Origin of the sequence: Bradyrhizobium amphicarpaeae (assembly GCF_002266435.3) — a bacterium.
Classification (GTDB): Bacteria; Pseudomonadota; Alphaproteobacteria; order Rhizobiales; family Xanthobacteraceae; genus Bradyrhizobium; species Bradyrhizobium amphicarpaeae.
Map to the genome: position 1 here is coordinate 1,890,127 of NZ_CP029426.2, position 16,575 is coordinate 1,906,701.

Here is a 16,575-nt window from a genome sequence, read left to right on the forward strand (position 1 = left end):
CGCGATTCAAAACCCCCGCGAGAGCCTGATCTGACGATGGACGCCTCCTTGCCCGCCCATATGCGCCCGGAACGCTCGTTCCAGGGCTTCATCCTCGCGCTCCAGCGGTTCTGGGCCGAGCAGGGCTGCGTGATCCTGCAGCCCTACGACATGGAGATGGGCGCGGGCACCTTCCATCCGGCGACCACGCTGCGCGCGCTCGGGCCCAAGCCTTGGAACGCTGCCTATGTCCAACCCTCGCGTAGGCCCAAGGACGGCCGCTACGGCGAGAACCCGAACCGGATGCAGCACTACTACCAGTTCCAGGTGATCATGAAGCCGTCGCCGCCGAACCTTCAGGAACTGTACCTGAAGTCGCTCGCCGCGATCGGCATCGATTCCGCCCTGCACGACATCCGCTTCGTCGAGGACGATTGGGAGAGCCCGACGCTGGGCGCTTGGGGCTTGGGGTGGGAGTGCTGGTGCGACGGCATGGAGGTCAGCCAGTTCACTTACTTCCAGCAGGTCGCCGGCTTCGAATGCGCGCCGGTCGCGGGCGAGCTCACCTACGGGCTCGAGCGCCTCGCGATGTATGTGCAGGGCGTCGATCGCGTCTACGACCTCAACTTCAACGGCCGCGACGGCGAAGCCAAGGTCACCTATGGCGACGTCTTCCTGCAGGCCGAGCGGGAGTACTCGAAGCACAACTTCGAAGTCGCGGACACCGCGATGCTGTTCGAGCAGTTCAAGATGGCCGAAGCGGCCTGCCGGAAATATCTCGACGCCGGCTGGAAGGACGACAAGCGCGAGGCGCATCTGATGGCGCTGCCGGCTTACGACCAGTGCATCAAGGCCAGCCATGTCTTCAACCTGCTTGACGCGCGCGGCGTGATCTCGGTGACGGAGCGGCAGAGCTACATTCTGCGCGTGCGCGAATTGGCAAAAGCCTGTGGCGAGGCCTGGATCCACACTGAAGCGGGCGGAGCGGCTTGATGCCCGATCTTTTGCTTGAACTGTTCTCGGAAGAAATTCCTGCGCGCATGCAGGCCAAGGCGGCCGACGATCTGCGCCGCCTGGTCACCGACAAGCTCGTTGCCGAAGGCCTGGTCTATGAGGGTGCGAAGGCGTTCGCGACACCGCGCCGCCTCGCGCTCACCGTGCACGGCATCCCCGCGCGCCAGCCTGATCTCAAGACCGAACGCCGCGGACCGAAAGTCGGCGGGCCCGATGCGGCCGTGCAGGGTTTTCTGAGGGCGACGGGTCTGAAGTCGCTGGATGAGGCCAAAATCCAGCGCGATCCCAAGGGCGATTTCTACATCGCGCTGATCGAAAAGCCCGGCCGCGACGCGATCGACGTGCTTGCGGAAATCCTGCCCGTCATCATCCGCACCTTCCCCTGGCCGAAATCGATGCGCTGGGGCGCACGCTCCGGCAAGCCGGGCTCGCTCAACTGGGTGCGTCCGCTGCACGCGATCACCGCGACGTTCGGGCTCGAGACCGAAGAGCCCGATGTCGTGAAATTCGAGGTCGACGGCATCGCGACCGGCCAGACCACCTATGGCCATCGCTTCATGGCGCCGGATGCGATTTCCGTGCGCCGCTTCGAGGATTACGAAGCGAAGCTGAAAGCCGCAAAAGTCATCCTCGATCCGCAGGCGCGCAAGGACATCATCTTCGCCGACGCCAAGGAATTGACGTTTGCGCAAGGGTTCGAACTGGTCGAGGATCAGGTACTGTTGGACGAGGTCTCCGGCCTGGTCGAATGGCCGGTCGTCATGATGGGATCGTTCGAGGCGGAATATCTCGCGATCCCTGACGAGGTGATCCGCGCCACCATCCGCAACAACCAGAAGTGCTTCGTGGTCAAGGACCCCAAGACCGGGAAGCTGACCAACAAGTTCGTCCTCACCGCCAACATCGAGGCGACCGACGGCGGCAAGGTCATCGTATCAGGCAACGAGCGCGTGATCCGTCCGCGTCTGTCGGATGCGAAGTTCTTCTACGAGACGGACCTGAAGACCAAGCTCGAGGACCGGCTGCCGAAATTCGAGCAGATCGTGTTCCACGAGAAGCTCGGCACTCAGGCGGAGCGCATCAAGCGCATCGAACGTCTGGCTGCAGAGATCGCGCCGCTAGTCGGCGCCGATGTCGCCAAGGCGACGCGCGCAGCCCATTTGGCAAAGGCGGATTTGCTCACGGAAGTCGTCGGCGAATTTCCGGAAGTCCAGGGCCTGATGGGCAAGTACTACGCGCTGGCACAGGGCGAGGACGCGTCTGTCGCCGCCGCCTGCGAGGAGCACTACAAGCCCCAAGGCCCGGCCGATCGCGTGCCGACCGATCCGGTCAGCGTCGCGGTCGCGCTCGCCGACAAGCTCGACACGCTCGTTGGCTTCTGGGCCATCAACGAGAAGCCGACGGGATCGAAGGATCCGTATGCGCTGCGTCGGGCGGCGCTCGGCGTGATCAGGCTGATCGCCGAGAACGCGCTTCGGCTGTCGTTGACGAAGGTCGCTGCATCGGCGCTCGCCGGCTTGTCCGTGCAGCCGGCCGATGCGCAGAAGCTCCCGAGCGATCTCCTCGCCTTCTTTGCCGATCGCCTGAAAGTCCAGCTCCGTGAACAGGGCGCACGTCACGATCTCGTCGATGCCGTGTTCGCGCTCGGCGGTCAGGACGATTTGCTGATGATCGTCCGCCGCGTCGAGGCGCTCGGCAAATTCCTCGAGTCCGATGACGGCAAGAATCTGCTCGCCGGCATCAAGCGCGCCAGCAATATTCTCTCGATCGAGGAGAAGAAGGACAAGCGCAGCTTCGACGGTGCGCCGGATGCTGCGCTCTACAGCCTCGATGAGGAGAAGGCGCTAGCCAAGGCAATCGGCGAAGTGACGGCGGAAGCGAGTGCCGCCGTCGCGAAGGAAGACTTTGCCGCTGCGATGACCGCGATGGCGAAGTTGCGTCCGCCGGTCGACGCGTTCTTCGAAAAAGTCCGCGTCAACGACGACGATCCGAAAGTGCGCGAGAACCGCCTGAAGCTGCTCAACGAAATCCGCAGCGCCACGCGTGCCGTGGCGGATTTCTCGAAGATCCAGGATTAAGGCCGCAGTTGTTGCGGCTCGTGCGCAGCGCAGTGCGGCGCGTCTTCGCGGCGCAATGCGCTGCAGAGCCGGGGCCCATGCCCGCCGCGTGCTCGCAGTTTCTGTGTCCCGGGTCGCGCTTCGCTTGCCCGGGACACGAGACGTAAAAAAAGCCCCGCCCGGCGGGGGGAAGACCGGGCGGGGCCTGATGTCCGCTTATGTGCTCGCGCCAGCCTGATGTGACGCGCCGGACATTCAGTCGATGTCAGTGGGACGACGTCAGTTCAGCACCTCGACAATGCGGCGCGAGCGGGGCTCGACCAGCACGGTCTCGCCGTTCACGACGGTGTAGCGATAGGTGGTGGCGCCGAAGCGTTGCGGCACGTCATAATAAGTGACGCCCGCTTCGGGTAAGGTGGTGCCGACCACGATACGATCGGGAATGCTGAAGGCCGGCACACGTTGTTCGACGACATAGTCGCGGAAGGCCGGCCGCTGCTCGACCGCAATCGTCGGGCCGCTGTCCACCACAACGGGTGCGCGTCCGACGGTGACACCGCTTTGCGCCTGCGCCGCAAGCGGCGAGCCGATCGCGGCCGCGAGCGCGGCAAGGGCAAGAATCCTGTTCCGCATGGGCAACTCCTTCGACGTGATGGTTCGGACGCGCCGAGGACGCGACCGGTTGGCCAATGCATGCACCCTCGGCAATGTTCCGGGAAAAGGCTCGCCGTATCGGCGGCAATTTCGGGCAGATTTCGTGGGAGCCGGAACCCGCACCGCGCCTTGCGCGTCTCTACTCGCGGAACCGGGAGGGCTATGATCCGCCCGCGATTCGCCCCACCTCCACAGAAAGATAGTTCATGCACATCACCGTCGCCCACATTTCGCCGATCCTGTCGTTGATTGCGGGTGTGCTCATCCTGATCATGCCGCGACTCCTCAATCTGATCGTCGCGATCTTCCTCATTGTGAACGGTGCGATCGGGCTCGGGCTCCTGAAATGGCTCCACCTCTAGGGTTCATTATCCGGAACTGACTTGCGCGGGCCCGTCCAAAATGGTGTAAGGCCCGCGAAATCCCATTCCTCTCGCAGGTTGTGTGCAAGCTATGGCCAAAGCCGCCTCGAAGCCCAATAAAACTGCAGCGAAATCAAAGCCCTCCGCCAAGGCGAAAGCCACGCCGGCGGCCCGCAAGGCGCTTGCCAAGAGCGCCCCCAAACCGGTCGCCAAGGCTGCTGCCAGGCCGACCGCAAAGGCTGCTGCCAAGCCGGCTGCGAAGGCTGTGACCAAGGCGGCTCTGCCGAAGGTTGCTGCGAAGCCTGCACCGAAGAAGGCCGCTACCGTCAAGGCGTCGCCGGTCGCGGGCAAGGCCGGTAAATGGGTCTACACGTTCGGTGACGGCAAGGCCGAGGGCCGCACGGAGATGCGCGACCTGCTCGGTGGCAAGGGCGCGAACCTCGCCGAGATGGCCAATCTCGGTCTGCCGGTGCCTCCCGGCTTCACCATCCCGACATCGGTCTGCACCTACTTCTACGCTCACGGCAAATCCTATCCGAAGGAATTGCAGGCGCAGGTCGAGAAGGCGCTCGTCCATGTCGGCAAGATCACCGGCAAGGTGTTCGGCGACACCAAGAACCCGCTGCTCGTTTCCGTCCGCTCCGGCGCGCGCGCCTCGATGCCGGGCATGATGGACACCGTGCTGAACCTCGGCCTCAACGACCAGACCGTGGAAGCGCTGTCGGAATTGTCGGGCGATCGCCGCTTCGCCTATGACAGCTATCGCCGCTTCATCACGATGTATTCCGACGTGGTGCTCGGCTTCGAGCATCATCACTTCGAGGAAATCCTCGACACCTTCAAGGACGGCCAGGGCTACACCCTCGACACCGACCTCACCGCCGACGACTGGGTCGATCTGGTCGGCAAGTACAAGGATGCGGTCGCGCGCGAGACCGGCAAGGACTTCCCGCAGGATCCGCACGACCAGCTCTGGGGCGCGATCGGCGCGGTGTTTTCATCCTGGATGAACGCGCGCGCGGTGACCTACCGCAAGCTGCACGACATTCCGGAATCCTGGGGCACCGCGGTCAACGTGCAGGCCATGGTGTTCGGCAACATGGGCGAGACCTCGGCGACCGGCGTTGCCTTCACCCGCAATCCCTCGACCGGCGAGAGCAAGCTTTACGGCGAGTTCCTGATCAACGCGCAGGGTGAGGACGTGGTGGCTGGCATCCGCACGCCGCAGGACATCACCGAGGAAGCGCGTCAGGAATCGGGCTCGGACAAGGCGTCGATGGAAGCGGCGATGCCGGAGGCCTTCAAGGAGCTGACGCGGATCTACACGCTGCTCGAGAAGCACTACCGCGACATGCAGGACATGGAGTTCACGGTCGAGCAGGGCAAGCTGTGGATGCTCCAGACCCGCGGCGGCAAGCGTACCGCCAAGGCGGCGCTGCGCATCGCGGTCGAACTCGCCAATGAAGGCCTGATCACCAAGAAGGAAGCGGTGATGCGGATAGATCCCGCTTCGCTCGACCAGCTGCTGCATCCGGCCATCGATCCCGGCGCCAAGCGCGACGTCATCGCGACCGGCCTGCCGGCTTCGCCAGGTGCGGCCTCCGGCGAGATCGTGTTCTCCTCGGACGAGGCGGCGAAGCTTCAGGCCGATGGACGCAAGGTCATCCTGGTCCGCATCGAGACCAGCCCGGAAGACATCCACGGCATGCACGCCGCCGAAGGCATCCTGACCACCCGCGGCGGCATGACCTCGCACGCGGCGGTCGTCGCGCGCGGCATGGGCAAGCCCTGCGTCTCCGGCTGCGGCACCATCCGCGTCGATTACGGCCGCGGCACCATGAGCATCGGCTCGCGCACCTTCAAGACCGGCGACGTCATCACCATCGACGGCTCGCTCGGCCAGGTGCTCGCCGGCCGCATGCCGATGATCGAGCCGGAGCTGTCCGGCGAGTTCGGCACGCTGATGGCATGGGCCGACCAGGTCCGCAAGATCGGCGTGCGCGTCAATGGAGATACGCCGGACGACGCGCGCACCGCGATCAAGTTCGGTGCGGAAGGCATCGGCCTTTGCCGCACGGAGCACATGTTCTTCGAGGAGACCCGCATCCGCACGGTGCGCGAGATGATCCTCTCCGAGGACGAGCAGTCGCGCCGCGCCGCGCTCGCAAAGCTCCTGCCGATGCAGCGCGCCGATTTCGTCGAGCTGTTCGAGATCATGAAGGGCCTGCCCGTCACGATCCGCCTGCTGGACCCGCCGCTGCACGAATTCCTGCCGCACACCCATGCCGAGGTCGAGGAAGTGGCGCGCGCCATGAACACCGACCCGCGGCGCCTCGCCGACCGCGCGCGCGAGCTCTCGGAGTTCAATCCGATGCTCGGCTTCCGCGGCTGCCGCATCGCGATCGCCTATCCGGAGATCGCCGAGATGCAGGCCCGCGCGATCTTCGAGGCCGCGGTCGAGGCCGAGAAGCGCACCGGCAAGGCCGTCGGCCTCGAGGTGATGGTGCCGCTGATCGCCACCAAGATGGAGCTTGATCTCGTCAAGGCGCGGATCGACGCGACCGCACAGGCGGTGATGCGCGACACCAACACCAAGCTGGCCTATCAGGTCGGCACAATGATCGAGCTGCCGCGCGCCTGTCTGCTCGCGGCCGAGATCGCGGAGAGCGCCGAGTTCTTCTCGTTCGGCACCAACGATCTGACGCAGACCACTTACGGCATCAGCCGCGACGATGCCGCGAGCTTCCTCGGCACCTACGTGTCCAAGGGCATTCTCCCGATCGATCCCTTCGTCGCGCTCGACCAGGAAGGCGTCGGTGAGCTCGTCAAGATCGGCGTCGCGCGCGGCCGCAAGACGCGCCCGAAGCTCAAGGTCGGCATCTGCGGCGAGCACGGCGGCGATCCCGCTTCCGTCGCCTTCTGTCACAACATCGGCCTCGACTACGTCTCATGCTCGCCCTACCGCGTTCCGATCGCCCGGCTCGCCGCGGCGCAAGCCGCGCTCGGCAAGTCCGTCGCCAGCCAGGCGTAAGACGATTTGAAATGTTGAATGCGAAGAGGCGGGGCCAAACCCCGCCTTTTTTGTTTTGGGTGATACTCTCCCTCGTCATTGCGAGGAGCCCTTGCGACGGAGCAACCCAGACTGCCTCCGTGGAAAGACTCTGGATTGCTTCGCGGCGCTCGCAATGACGAGATCGTCGAAGCACGTCGCTTATCTGGAACTCACGCGTGTCCCGCAATGATACGCACGCGCAAGAGTTCCTTCACCATTCGCGTTGACCGGTTGTTTACCGCTTCACGTGACCACGCATTTACCACCCTGCGCGATCGCCCCGTGAAAACACCTGTGTTCGCTTGAGTGTGCCGCGCGCGCAACGCGGATTAACGCCCCAGCAACCTAAATTGGATACTTACGATAAAGATCGAATTGCACGGATGTACTGCGTTTCGATTTTTCTGGCGTAAGCGTAGCGTGAGCGTATCGATGTCTGTGTTGCGTAACCATCCGAAGGGCGCGCGGTTCGCGTCCTTCGGCATCGGTCTCTGCATCTTCGCATTGATGCCGAGAGAGACCGGCTATCAGGATATTGCCTCTCTGCTGGCGCGCCAACCCGGCGTCGCCGAGCGTTGGCAGAAGCAGGTGTTCTCCGCGGCGTCCTCCATCCAGCTCGCCACCTACAGTTTTTCCCGCCCCATCGGCACTTCGGTTCCGCAGAGCGCGATGGTTCGCCTGGCGAGCCTCGATGGCCGCGACGTCACCGGCGCGATCGGCCGCAATCCGGCGTTGCAGGCTGCGCCGCGCTACCAGGCATCCGACTTTCCCAAGGTCGATCGCTCGATGAAGGGTGATCGCCTCGTGACCATTGCGCCGACCGAAGCTCCCGAGACGGCCGCGCCGGCTGCGGCACCGGCACAGCAAGATCCCGCGACGTCGAACAGCTCGGTGTTCGGCGCCAAGACCGCCGCGCTGCCGCAGGCGATGTCGCCGGAATCCGCGGCCGCGCTCGATCCCGAGCTTCAGGAAGCGCTTCGCGCGCCACCGCTGCCGCAATATTCCAGTCCACCGCGGGCCAGCGACGCCGCGCGCGCGCTCGCGACCGCGCCGCTCGAGGCTCTCAAGCGGACCACCGCGCCGACGACGCCCGTGCGCGATCCCTTCAGCGTCAAGACCTCCAACCTGTTCTTCGGCAGCTCCTCGCTCGGCGGTAATCTGGAGAGCATCGAGAGCTGGCAGCCCGGTGCCGAACCGCTGATCGTGATGGCGGATCCCGACATGAAGGTAACGGCCTCGCTGTCACCGCCGACGGTGGAGATCGGCAGGGATATCGAGAGCGGCGAGAGCGTCGCGCCAAAGGGCGAGGTCAACGCCGACAACCAGCGGGCCAAATCGCCGGCGGAGCGTCTCGCGCTCGACGACAAGTCGCGCGCAAAGTCCGAGAAGTGTCTCGCCGAAGCCGTCTATTTCGAATCGCGCGGCGAGGCCGTGCGCGGCCAGATGGCGGTGGCGCAAGTCGTGATGAACCGTGTGTTCTCGGGCAAATATCCGGACACCGTGTGCGGAGCGGTCTATCAGAACAAGCACCGGCATCTCGCCTGCCAGTTCACCTTTGCCTGCGACAACAATCCTGATGTGATCCGCGAGCCCGAGATGTGGGAGCGCGCCAGGAAGATCGCCAAGGCCATGCTCGACGGCCAGATCTGGCTGCCCGAGGTCGGCAAGTCCACGCACTATCATGCCTATTGGGTGCGCCCGTCCTGGGTCGCCGAGATGAAGAAGATGTACAAGACCGGCGTGCACACCTTCTATCGGCCACGCGCCTGGGGCGACGGCAGCGAGGAACCGAGTTGGGGTACCCCGGCCCAGACCGCCGCGCTGTCAGCCGAGCTCGCGCAGGAAGCGAAGAGTTCTGCCGAGATGGGCGTGAGCGAGCGAAGGTAGCGCTTTCACGAAAGACCATCATGCCCGGGCTTGTCCCGGGCATCCACGTTCTTCGCGCTTTCCGGCAAAGACGTGGATGGCCGGGACAGTCCCGGCCATGACGTTATGGAGGCGTTGGTGTTCCGATCACGCCTCGATGTCCAGCGCACAGTCGAAATTCGGCGCAGAATGCGTCAATGCGCCCGCCGAAGCGTAGTCAACGCCGGTCGCGGCGATGGCCGCGATTGAGTCCTGCGTGACGCCGCCGGACGCCTCCAGCTTGAGGCGGCCCTCGTTGATCCGAACGGCTTCACGCAGCGTGGCAAGGTCCATGTTGTCGAGCAGCACGGCGTCGGCCATTCCGGTGGCCAGCACCTCGCGCAGTTGCGCCAGCGTATCGACCTCGATCTCGATCTTGACGAGATGGCCGGCGTGGCTGCGGGCGCGCTCCAGCACCGCGCCAACGCCGCCGGCGACCGCGATGTGGTTGTCCTTGATCAGGATCGCATCGTCGAGGCCGAAGCGGTGGTTGAAGCCGCCGCCGCAGCGCACCGCGTATTTCTCCAGCGCCCTCAGTCCGGGCGTGGTCTTGCGCGTGCAGCAGATGCGCATTCTTGTGCCTTCGGTACGAGCGACATAATCGGCCGTGAGCGTTGCGACGCCCGACAGGCGGCCGACGAAATTCAGCGCGGTTCGCTCCGCAGTGAGAATGGCGCGCGCGGGGCCCGAGATCGTCAGCACCTGCTGTCCGCGGGCAACGCGTGCGGCATCGCGGACATGCGCGCGGACCTCGATGTCGGACGAGAGTCTTTGCAATGTTGCCAGCGCCAGCGGCAATCCGGCGATCACGCCGGACTGGCGCGCGACCAGGATCGCCTGTGCCCTGGTCGCTTCCGGGATCGTCGCAAGCGAGGTGATGTCGCCGGCGCAGCCGAGGTCCTCGTCGAGGGCGCGCTGCACGGCCGCGTCGATGGCAAGTGGTGAGAGAAAGGCGTCGGGGTTGAGCAATGAGGTCGGGGTGATCATGGAGGTCTCCATCAGGCGATCATGGGTTGGTCAACGCGCGGCAGGGAGCTCAGGCTTTCCGCGATCTCGCGCGCCGCCGTGAGCGTCGTCATCGTTCGCTGCGCCAGCGCGGGGATTTCAGCGCGATGGTCGGAGCGGAAATGCGCGCCGCGGCTCTCGCGCCGGCTCCACGCCGAGGCGGCCACGAGCAAGGCCGAAACCGCCATGTTGCGCAGCGCGATGCTCGTCGCCTCGCGCTCGAGCGCGGCGAAGTGGCGCACGGCATCCGCGAGACCCTCGCCCTCGCGGATCACGCCGACATCGCCGGCCATCATAGCGCGCAGCCGCTTCACGGCCGCGGCGTCCGGCGCGCCGCCGCCCGGTACCACCAATGCGTCGGGGAGGCGGGCAGGCGAGGGGATCGCACGGCCGGCGATGTCGTCGGCGATGCGCGCGGCGTAGACCACGGCCTCCAGCAGCGAATTCGAGGCGAGCCGGTTGGCGCCGTGCGCGCCGGTCGACGACACCTCGCCGCCGGCCCAGAGCCCGTCGATCGAGCTGCGTCCGTGCGCATCCACCGCGATGCCGCCCATGTGGTAGTGCGCGGCGGGTGCAATCGGGATGATCTGCGTGGCCGGATCGATGCCGGCGGCGACGCAGCTCGCATGCACGGTCGGAAATCTGTCGGCGAAGCGCGCGCCCAGCGCCAGCCGCGCATCGAGGAAGGCGCCGCGCCCGGCCGCGATCTCGGCGAACACGCCGCGCGCCACGATGTCGCGTGGCGCGAGCTCTGCGAGCGGGTGAAGTGCGACCATGAAACGCTCGCCGGCGCCGTTGACCAGCGTCGCCCCTTCGCCGCGCAACGCTTCGGTCGCGAGCGGTGCCGGATCGCGGCCGACCATGATGGCGGTTGGATGGAACTGCACGAATTCCGGATCGGCGATCACGGCACCGGCACGCGCGGCGATGGCAAGGCCGGAGCCGCTGGCTTCCACTGGATTGGTCGTGACTGCGTAAAGATGTCCGATACCGCCGGTCGCAAGCACCACCGCGCGCGAGGCGAGCAGGAACGGCTTTGCCCGGGAGTTGCCGGCCTCGCGCAATTGAAGTCCGGCGACGGCGCCATCCTCGATCAACAGCGCCTCGGCGACGAAACCCTCGACCAGGCGAATCGAGGGCGTCCGGCGCACAGCTTCACCGAGTGCCGCGATGATCGCGGCACCGGCGCCATCGCCTCGTACATGCACGATGCGCCGGGCCGAATGTGCCGCTTCGCGTCCGACGGCGAGCCTGCCTTCGAGATCGCGATCGAACGGGACGCCATAGTGCAGGAGATCGTGGATGCGCGGCGCGGCCTCGCGGGCGATCCCAAGTGCGACCGCCTCGTCGACGAGGCCGCCGCCGACCGCGATCGTGTCGGCGGCATGCGCTTCCGGCGTATCGCCCTCGGCCACCGCCGCGGCGATCCCGCCTTGCGCCCATGCGGAGGATGCGCCCTGTCCGAGCGGCGCGGCCGAGATCAAGGTCACCGGCCGAGGCGCCAGCTTCAGCGCGCAGAACAGCCCGGCAAGGCCGCCGCCGACGATGACGATGTCGTCGGTGCGGGTGAGGTTGTGGATGTTGTTTGTCATGGTCCAGTCTCAATTCTTCAGATTGATCATCCGCTCGACCGAACGTCGCGCACGTTCCGTAAGCGCGGGATCGATCGTGACCTCCTCGCGGAGCGTCAGCAGGCTGTCCAGAATGTTCGCGAGCGTGATGCGCTTCATGTGCGGGCAGAGATTGCAGGGCCGCAGCATCTCGACGTCGGGCAGCTCGGCCCGTACATTGTCGGCCATCGAGCATTCCGTGATCATCACCAGCCGTCGTGGTCGCTTCTCGCGCACCCAGTTGATCATGTGCGCGGTCGAGCCGGTGAAGTCGGCCTCCGCCAGCACGTCCGGCGGACATTCGGGATGCGCGATGATTTGGACGGACGGATCGGCCTCGCGAAAGGCGCGCAGCTCTTCGCCCTTGAAACGCTCGTGCACCTCGCAGGCGCCTTTCCAGGCGATGATCTTCACGTCGGTCTTCGAGGCCACGTAAGTGGCGAGATAGCGATCGGGCAGGAAGATCACGCTGGGCGCGTTCAGGCTCTCGACCACTTGCACCGCGTTCGAGGAGGTGCAGCAGATGTCGACCTCGGCCTTCACCTCCGCGGACGTATTGACATAGGCGACGACGGGCACGCCGGGAAATTTTTCGCGGAGCAGGCGCACGTCGGCGCCGGTGATGCTGGCGGCAAGCGAGCAGCCGGCGCGCGAGTCCGGAATCAGCACCGTCTTGTCCGGGTTGAGCAGTTTTGAGGTCTCCGCCATGAAGTGCACGCCGCACTGGACGATGATGTTGGCCTCCACCTTGGTGGCTTCGAGCGCGAGCTGGAGCGAGTCGCCGCCGATGTCGGCGACGCAGTGGAAGATCTCCGGCGCCTGGTAGTTATGCGCGAGGATCACCGCGCCTCGCCTGCGCTTCAGCTCGTTGATCGCCTTGATCGTCGGCGCCATCAGCGGCCACTCGATCGGCGGGATCACATGTTTCACAAGCTCGTAGAGCGGCGCGGTGGCGCGCTCGACCTCCGGCGTCCATTCCAGTGACGGAGCCGGCAGGGTCGGGCCCGTTCGCGCGGGTGCTGCGCGGGAGGAGGCCGTGACCGGGGTGATGATTGCGCCCTGCGGCCGGTTGGCAAAGTCGTCGGGGCCGTAAATTCCAGCGATCGGCATTGAAGCCTCCCTTGCATGTCGAATATGCTCAGTGCGAGTATATCTGGGGCCCAAATCATCCGGCCGAGGGGCCAGCGCGGACTTCATCGGGGTGTAAATATACTCATATTGAGCAAATCGAAGATAACACGCTCTGCCGGGGATCGCCAGATGCTGCCGCACACAATTCCGTTAAGCCCTGGGTCCGTTAAGCCTTGGGCGCCTCCGGCGAGGCCAGATCGAAATGCAATGCTCTCGCGTCAGCCCCCCGCGGAACGCAATCGTTTTTGATTTGGGATTTTCATGCAAATGCATTAATTGACGCGTTCGCGGTCGCTTCTTGGCGCGTCCGCAATGACAGACGGGGAATACCATGTCGACATCAGTGGGCGAACTCGCTCCGGCCTCACGTTCCTCCAACTGGCGTACCCCTGCCGTCATCATTCTCTGCGGCTGCGCGATCGGCATGCTCGGCTTCGGTCCGCGCTCGGCGCTCGGCTTCTTCGTGCAGCCGATGAGCCACGAATTCTCCTGGGGCCGTGACGTGTTCGGCCTCGCCATTGCCTTTCAGAATTTGCTGTGGGGACTGGGCCAACCGGTCGCCGGCGCGGTCGCCGATCGCTTCGGCCTGTTCCGTGTGATGTGCGTCGGCGCTCTGCTCTATGCCGGCGGCCTGCTGTTGATGCGCTACTCCACGACGCCGTTGTCGCTCGACATCGGTGCGGGCGTCATGGTCGGTTTTGGTCTTGCCGGCTGCTCGTTCAACCTGGTGCTGTCGGCATTCACCAAGCTGCTGCCGGCCGAGAAGCGCGGCCTTGCGCTTGGAGCCGGCACGGCGGCTGGCTCATTCGGCCAATTCCTGTTCGCACCGATCGGCGTCGCGTTGATCGACAATTTCGGCTGGCAGCAGGCACTCTCCGTGTTCGGATTCCTGATGCTGCTGATCATCCCGTTGTCGCTTGCGCTCGCGACGCCCCCGGCCGCAAATCCGGCCAATGCGACGCCGGCCGATGAGCAGACCTTCACCAGGGCGCTCGCCGAAGCCTTCGGTCACCGATCCTATGTGCTGCTGGTGATCGGCTTCTTCACCTGCGGATTCCAGCTCGCCTTCATCACCGTGCATCTGCCGGCCTTCCTGGTCGATCGCGGCATCTCCACGCAGACCGGCGGCTGGGTGATTGCGGCGATCGGCCTGTTCAACATCATCGGCTCGCTCAGCGTCGGCTATCTCCAGAACTCGCTGCCCAAGCGCTACATCCTCTCGACCATCTACTTCACGCGCGCACTCGCGACCCTCGCCTTCATCTCGTTCCCGATCACGCCGTTCTCGGCGATCGCGTTCGGTGCGGTCTCCGGCCTGACCTGGCTGTCGACGGTGCCGCCGACCTCGGCGCTGGTGGCATTGATGTTCGGCACGCGCTGGCTTGCCACGCTCTATGGCTTCGCGTTCGTCAGCCATCAGGTCGGCGGCTTTCTCGGCGTCTGGCTCGGGGGCATCGTCTTCGAAAAGTACGGTTCCTACACGCCGATCTGGTGGCTCTCGATTGTGTTCGGCGTGCTCTCGGCGCTGATCAATCTTCCGATCGTGGAGAAACCTGTGGTCAGGGCGGTTGCGCAGCCTGCCTGATCGGCTAAACATCCCCGGCAAACAAGTCAGGGAGTTCAGTCGTGGCCACATTCAAGGCGATCCGGATCGACAAGGCGGACAAGGGCACCACCGCCGCGCTGACGCAGTTCGACGAAGCCGAGCTGATGGACGGCGACGTCACCGTCCGCGTGGAATGGTCGACGCTGAACTACAAGGACGGCCTCGCCCTCACCGGCAAGGCGCCGGTGGTGCGCCGCTTCCCGATGATCGCCGGCATCGACTTCGCCGGCACCGTCGAAGCGTCGTCGCATCCGCAGTGGAAGGCGGGCGACAAGGTCGTCTGCACCGGCTGGGGTATGGGCGAGACCCATCTCGGCGCCTATGCCGAGATGGCACGGGTGAAGGGCGAGTGGCTGGTGGCCTTGCCGCAAGGTCTGTCGGCGCGCGATGCCATGGCGATCGGCACAGCCGGCTTCACTGCGATGCTCTCGGTGCTGGCACTGGAAAAGCATGGTCTCTCCCCGAAGAGCGGCCCTGTGGTGGTGACGGGTGCCGCCGGCGGCGTCGGCTCGGTTGCGATCGCCGTGCTCTCCAAGCTCGGCTACCACGTCATCGCTTCGACCGGCCGCGCCACGGAGGCCGACTATCTGAAGCAGTTGGGAGCAGCCGAAATCATCGACCGCAACGAATTGTCGGCGCCGGCCAAGCCGATCGCAAAGGAGCGCTGGGCAGGGGGCGTCGACAGCGTCGGCTCGACCACACTGGCGAATCTGCTGTCGATGACGAAATACGGCGGTGCGATCGCGGCCTGCGGCCTGGCCGCCGGCATGGACCTGCCGTCGTCTGTCGCACCCTTCATTTTGCGCGGAGTGTGCCTTCTCGGCATCGATTCCGTGATGTGCCCGATCGAGCCGCGGAAAGCCGCTTGGCAGCGCCTGGCGTCAGATCTGGATCGGACGAAACTGTCTGAAATCACTCATGAAATCTCCCTCGATCAGGTTTCGGAGTGGGGCGCGAAAATCCTGGCCGGACAGGTCCGCGGCCGCATCGTGGTAAAAATTGTCTAACGGTGTTCAGACTTTACCAACCAAGCTGCTTCAATGTCGCCATGGTTAGTATGGTAAGCAGCGGGTAAAGAGATAAGGCATCGCCCGCGCTGGGGTTGGTTCGGAGTTGAGCATGCTTGCGCGTATTGTGTTGGGGGTTGTCACGGCGGCAGCAACGTTTGCGCCGGCCCTTGCCGGAAGCATGAACGCCGACGAGGCGCGCCGCTTCGTGGCGGGCAAGGTGTTTGCCTTCACCTGTTTCGACGGTACCCGCGGCGCAGGCCGTATCCTGGAAGATCTCGGTGCCGCCGGCGCGGTGCAGTTCTCCGGCGCGGGGCCGGTCAAACATCTCCGCCTACCCGGCAATACGCTCCAGATCCGCGGCCAGAACGTCTGCGCCTCCATCAAGGGCATCCCGTTCGAGCCCTGTTTCAACCTGGAAAAGACCGACGATCGCAGCTTCCGCGGCTCGGTGTCGGGGATGGGCTTCGCGTATTGCGACTTCCATCACCAGGGCGGCAACCAGATGCTGATGGCGCGCGCTGCGGCGCGACCGCGCTCGCTGCACAGGGCAGAGCACACAGGTTCGGTCGGCCCGGCCAACACCGAAGTGGCCGCGCGCGTCGAGACGCCGCGCGTCGAGAGCAGCCGGCTCGAGCCGGTGAAGTCGGAGATCAAGTCGGAGCCCGCCACGAACGAAGCCCCGCTGGAGCTGCGCCGCTCCACCCAGTGAGTCAGCTGCGCTGGACGGTTCGCGCACTTTGTCGTTGAAGACGTCCATCGAACACCAAGCCGCCGTGCCGTAGTCATACGGACGGCGGCTTTTATGCGTTGGTAGCTGTTCGCGCTCCAGTTTGCGTACGGCCGGGGGGCGCGGCCCGAAAAAAGGGTTCAACGATGTCGCTGTACTTTTTCCGCATCAGCACCGGTCGCTATTCCGGCGCCGCCGACCAGCCGTACGAGTTCGAGGATCGCGCAGCCGCCTGGACCGAGATGACCGAGGTCTGCGCCAACCTGCTCGGTGGCATCGTGCGCAGCCTGAAGCCGAACTCCGAGTGGTGCATGGAGTTGCTCGACGAGAACAAGAAACCGGTCTTTCGCGTCAGCCTCGTCGGCGAGAGCGCGCGTTGACGAATACCGAGCGTGCGACCGGCGTTCACGTATGCCGATGCGTTCAAATCCGCGAAGCCCAGCTTCATCGCACGTGAAAGGTG

13 protein-coding genes are annotated in these 16,575 nt (G+C 65.1%); 9 read left to right on the top strand and 4 right to left on the bottom strand.

From position 1 onward, the window contains the following. Positions 1-36: 36 nt before the first annotated feature. Both CIT40_RS08955 and glyS read left to right on the top strand, forming a co-directional pair. Positions 37-972 carry a glycine--tRNA ligase subunit alpha gene (locus CIT40_RS08955; protein ID WP_094892103.1) on the top strand — a complete coding sequence of 312 codons (936 nt, stop codon included), beginning with the start codon at positions 37-39 and terminating at the stop codon, positions 970-972. Then, entirely contained in the window at positions 972-3,071 is a 2,100-nt protein-coding gene (gene glyS, locus CIT40_RS08960) for a glycine--tRNA ligase subunit beta (protein ID WP_094892104.1), read from the top strand. The genes CIT40_RS08955 and glyS overlap by 1 nt, the downstream gene beginning before the upstream one ends. A gap of 258 nt (positions 3,072-3,329) precedes the next feature. Here glyS and CIT40_RS08965 read toward each other — a convergent pair whose 3' ends face one another. Continuing rightward, positions 3,330-3,683: a DUF1236 domain-containing protein gene (locus CIT40_RS08965; protein WP_094892105.1), complete on the bottom strand. Its 354-nt coding sequence runs from the start codon at positions 3,681-3,683 to the stop codon at positions 3,330-3,332. A 227-nt stretch (positions 3,684-3,910) separates the two neighbouring features. Here CIT40_RS08965 and CIT40_RS08970 point away from each other — a divergent pair, with 227 nt between their 5' ends. From CIT40_RS08970 to CIT40_RS08980, 3 genes are all read left to right on the top strand, one after another. Then, a complete protein-coding gene (locus tag CIT40_RS08970) occupies positions 3,911-4,066 on the top strand; it encodes a DUF3096 domain-containing protein (RefSeq protein ID WP_018648785.1) in 156 nt (51 codons plus the stop codon). 91 nt (positions 4,067-4,157) lie between these two features. Further along, complete coding sequence (gene ppdK, locus CIT40_RS08975; RefSeq protein ID WP_162307416.1) at positions 4,158-7,097, top strand: pyruvate, phosphate dikinase; 2,940 nt, start codon at positions 4,158-4,160, stop codon at positions 7,095-7,097. A 453-nt stretch (positions 7,098-7,550) separates the two neighbouring features. Beyond that, positions 7,551-9,005, top strand: a complete 1,455-nt coding sequence (locus CIT40_RS08980; protein ID WP_162307417.1) for a cell wall hydrolase — start codon at positions 7,551-7,553, stop codon at positions 9,003-9,005. Positions 9,006-9,131: 126 nt separating this feature from the next. Here the strand turns inward: CIT40_RS08980 and nadC are convergent, their stop codons facing one another. From nadC to nadA, 3 genes are read right to left on the bottom strand one after another with little or no spacing between them, the layout of a single operon-like run. After that, entirely contained in the window at positions 9,132-10,010 is an 879-nt protein-coding gene (gene nadC, locus CIT40_RS08985; RefSeq protein WP_094892383.1) for a carboxylating nicotinate-nucleotide diphosphorylase, read from the bottom strand. 11 nt (positions 10,011-10,021) lie between these two features. Further along, positions 10,022-11,620, bottom strand: a complete 1,599-nt coding sequence (locus CIT40_RS08990) for an L-aspartate oxidase (protein WP_094892108.1) — start codon at positions 11,618-11,620, stop codon at positions 10,022-10,024. Between the two features lie 9 nt (positions 11,621-11,629). Continuing rightward, positions 11,630-12,748, bottom strand: coding sequence for a quinolinate synthase NadA (nadA, locus tag CIT40_RS08995; protein WP_094892109.1), 1,119 nt, complete (start codon positions 12,746-12,748; stop codon positions 11,630-11,632). A gap of 352 nt (positions 12,749-13,100) precedes the next feature. On the opposite strand from nadA, the gene CIT40_RS09000 reads away from it, so the two are divergent. From CIT40_RS09000 to CIT40_RS09015, 4 genes are all read left to right on the top strand, one after another. After that, positions 13,101-14,354, top strand: coding sequence for an MFS transporter (locus CIT40_RS09000; RefSeq protein ID WP_094892110.1), 1,254 nt, complete (start codon positions 13,101-13,103; stop codon positions 14,352-14,354). Positions 14,355-14,395: 41 nt separating this feature from the next. Continuing rightward, positions 14,396-15,382, top strand: a complete 987-nt coding sequence (gene acuI, locus CIT40_RS09005) for an acrylyl-CoA reductase (NADPH) (RefSeq protein ID WP_094892111.1) — start codon at positions 14,396-14,398, stop codon at positions 15,380-15,382. Positions 15,383-15,494: 112 nt separating this feature from the next. Then, positions 15,495-16,094 (top strand): hypothetical protein, encoded by a 600-nt coding sequence (locus CIT40_RS09010; RefSeq protein ID WP_094892112.1) that lies wholly within the window; start codon positions 15,495-15,497, stop codon positions 16,092-16,094. 164 nt (positions 16,095-16,258) lie between these two features. Further along, a complete protein-coding gene (locus tag CIT40_RS09015) occupies positions 16,259-16,492 on the top strand; it encodes a DUF6894 family protein (RefSeq protein ID WP_094892113.1) in 234 nt (77 codons plus the stop codon). Positions 16,493-16,575: the final 83 nt, after the last annotated feature.

What these genes read in the sequence shown, in the direction of transcription:
- CIT40_RS08955 (WP_094892103.1), top strand. Translation starts at nt 37, where the DNA reads ATGGACGCCTCCTTGCCCGCCCATATGCGCCCGGAACGCTCGTTCCAG.
- glyS (WP_094892104.1), top strand. Translation starts at nt 972, where the DNA reads ATGCCCGATCTTTTGCTTGAACTGTTCTCGGAAGAAATTCCTGCGCGC.
- CIT40_RS08965 (WP_094892105.1), bottom strand. Translation starts at nt 3,683, where the DNA reads ATGCGGAACAGGATTCTTGCCCTTGCCGCGCTCGCGGCCGCGATCGGC.
- CIT40_RS08970 (WP_018648785.1), top strand. Translation starts at nt 3,911, where the DNA reads ATGCACATCACCGTCGCCCACATTTCGCCGATCCTGTCGTTGATTGCG.
- ppdK (WP_162307416.1), top strand. Translation starts at nt 4,158, where the DNA reads ATGGCCAAAGCCGCCTCGAAGCCCAATAAAACTGCAGCGAAATCAAAG.
- CIT40_RS08980 (WP_162307417.1), top strand. Translation starts at nt 7,551, where the DNA reads ATGTCTGTGTTGCGTAACCATCCGAAGGGCGCGCGGTTCGCGTCCTTC.
- nadC (WP_094892383.1), bottom strand. Translation starts at nt 10,010, where the DNA reads ATGATCACCCCGACCTCATTGCTCAACCCCGACGCCTTTCTCTCACCA.
- CIT40_RS08990 (WP_094892108.1), bottom strand. Translation starts at nt 11,620, where the DNA reads ATGACAAACAACATCCACAACCTCACCCGCACCGACGACATCGTCATC.
- nadA (WP_094892109.1), bottom strand. Translation starts at nt 12,748, where the DNA reads ATGCCGATCGCTGGAATTTACGGCCCCGACGACTTTGCCAACCGGCCG.
- CIT40_RS09000 (WP_094892110.1), top strand. Translation starts at nt 13,101, where the DNA reads ATGTCGACATCAGTGGGCGAACTCGCTCCGGCCTCACGTTCCTCCAAC.
- CIT40_RS09010 (WP_094892112.1), top strand. Translation starts at nt 15,495, where the DNA reads ATGCTTGCGCGTATTGTGTTGGGGGTTGTCACGGCGGCAGCAACGTTT.
- CIT40_RS09015 (WP_094892113.1), top strand. Translation starts at nt 16,259, where the DNA reads ATGTCGCTGTACTTTTTCCGCATCAGCACCGGTCGCTATTCCGGCGCC.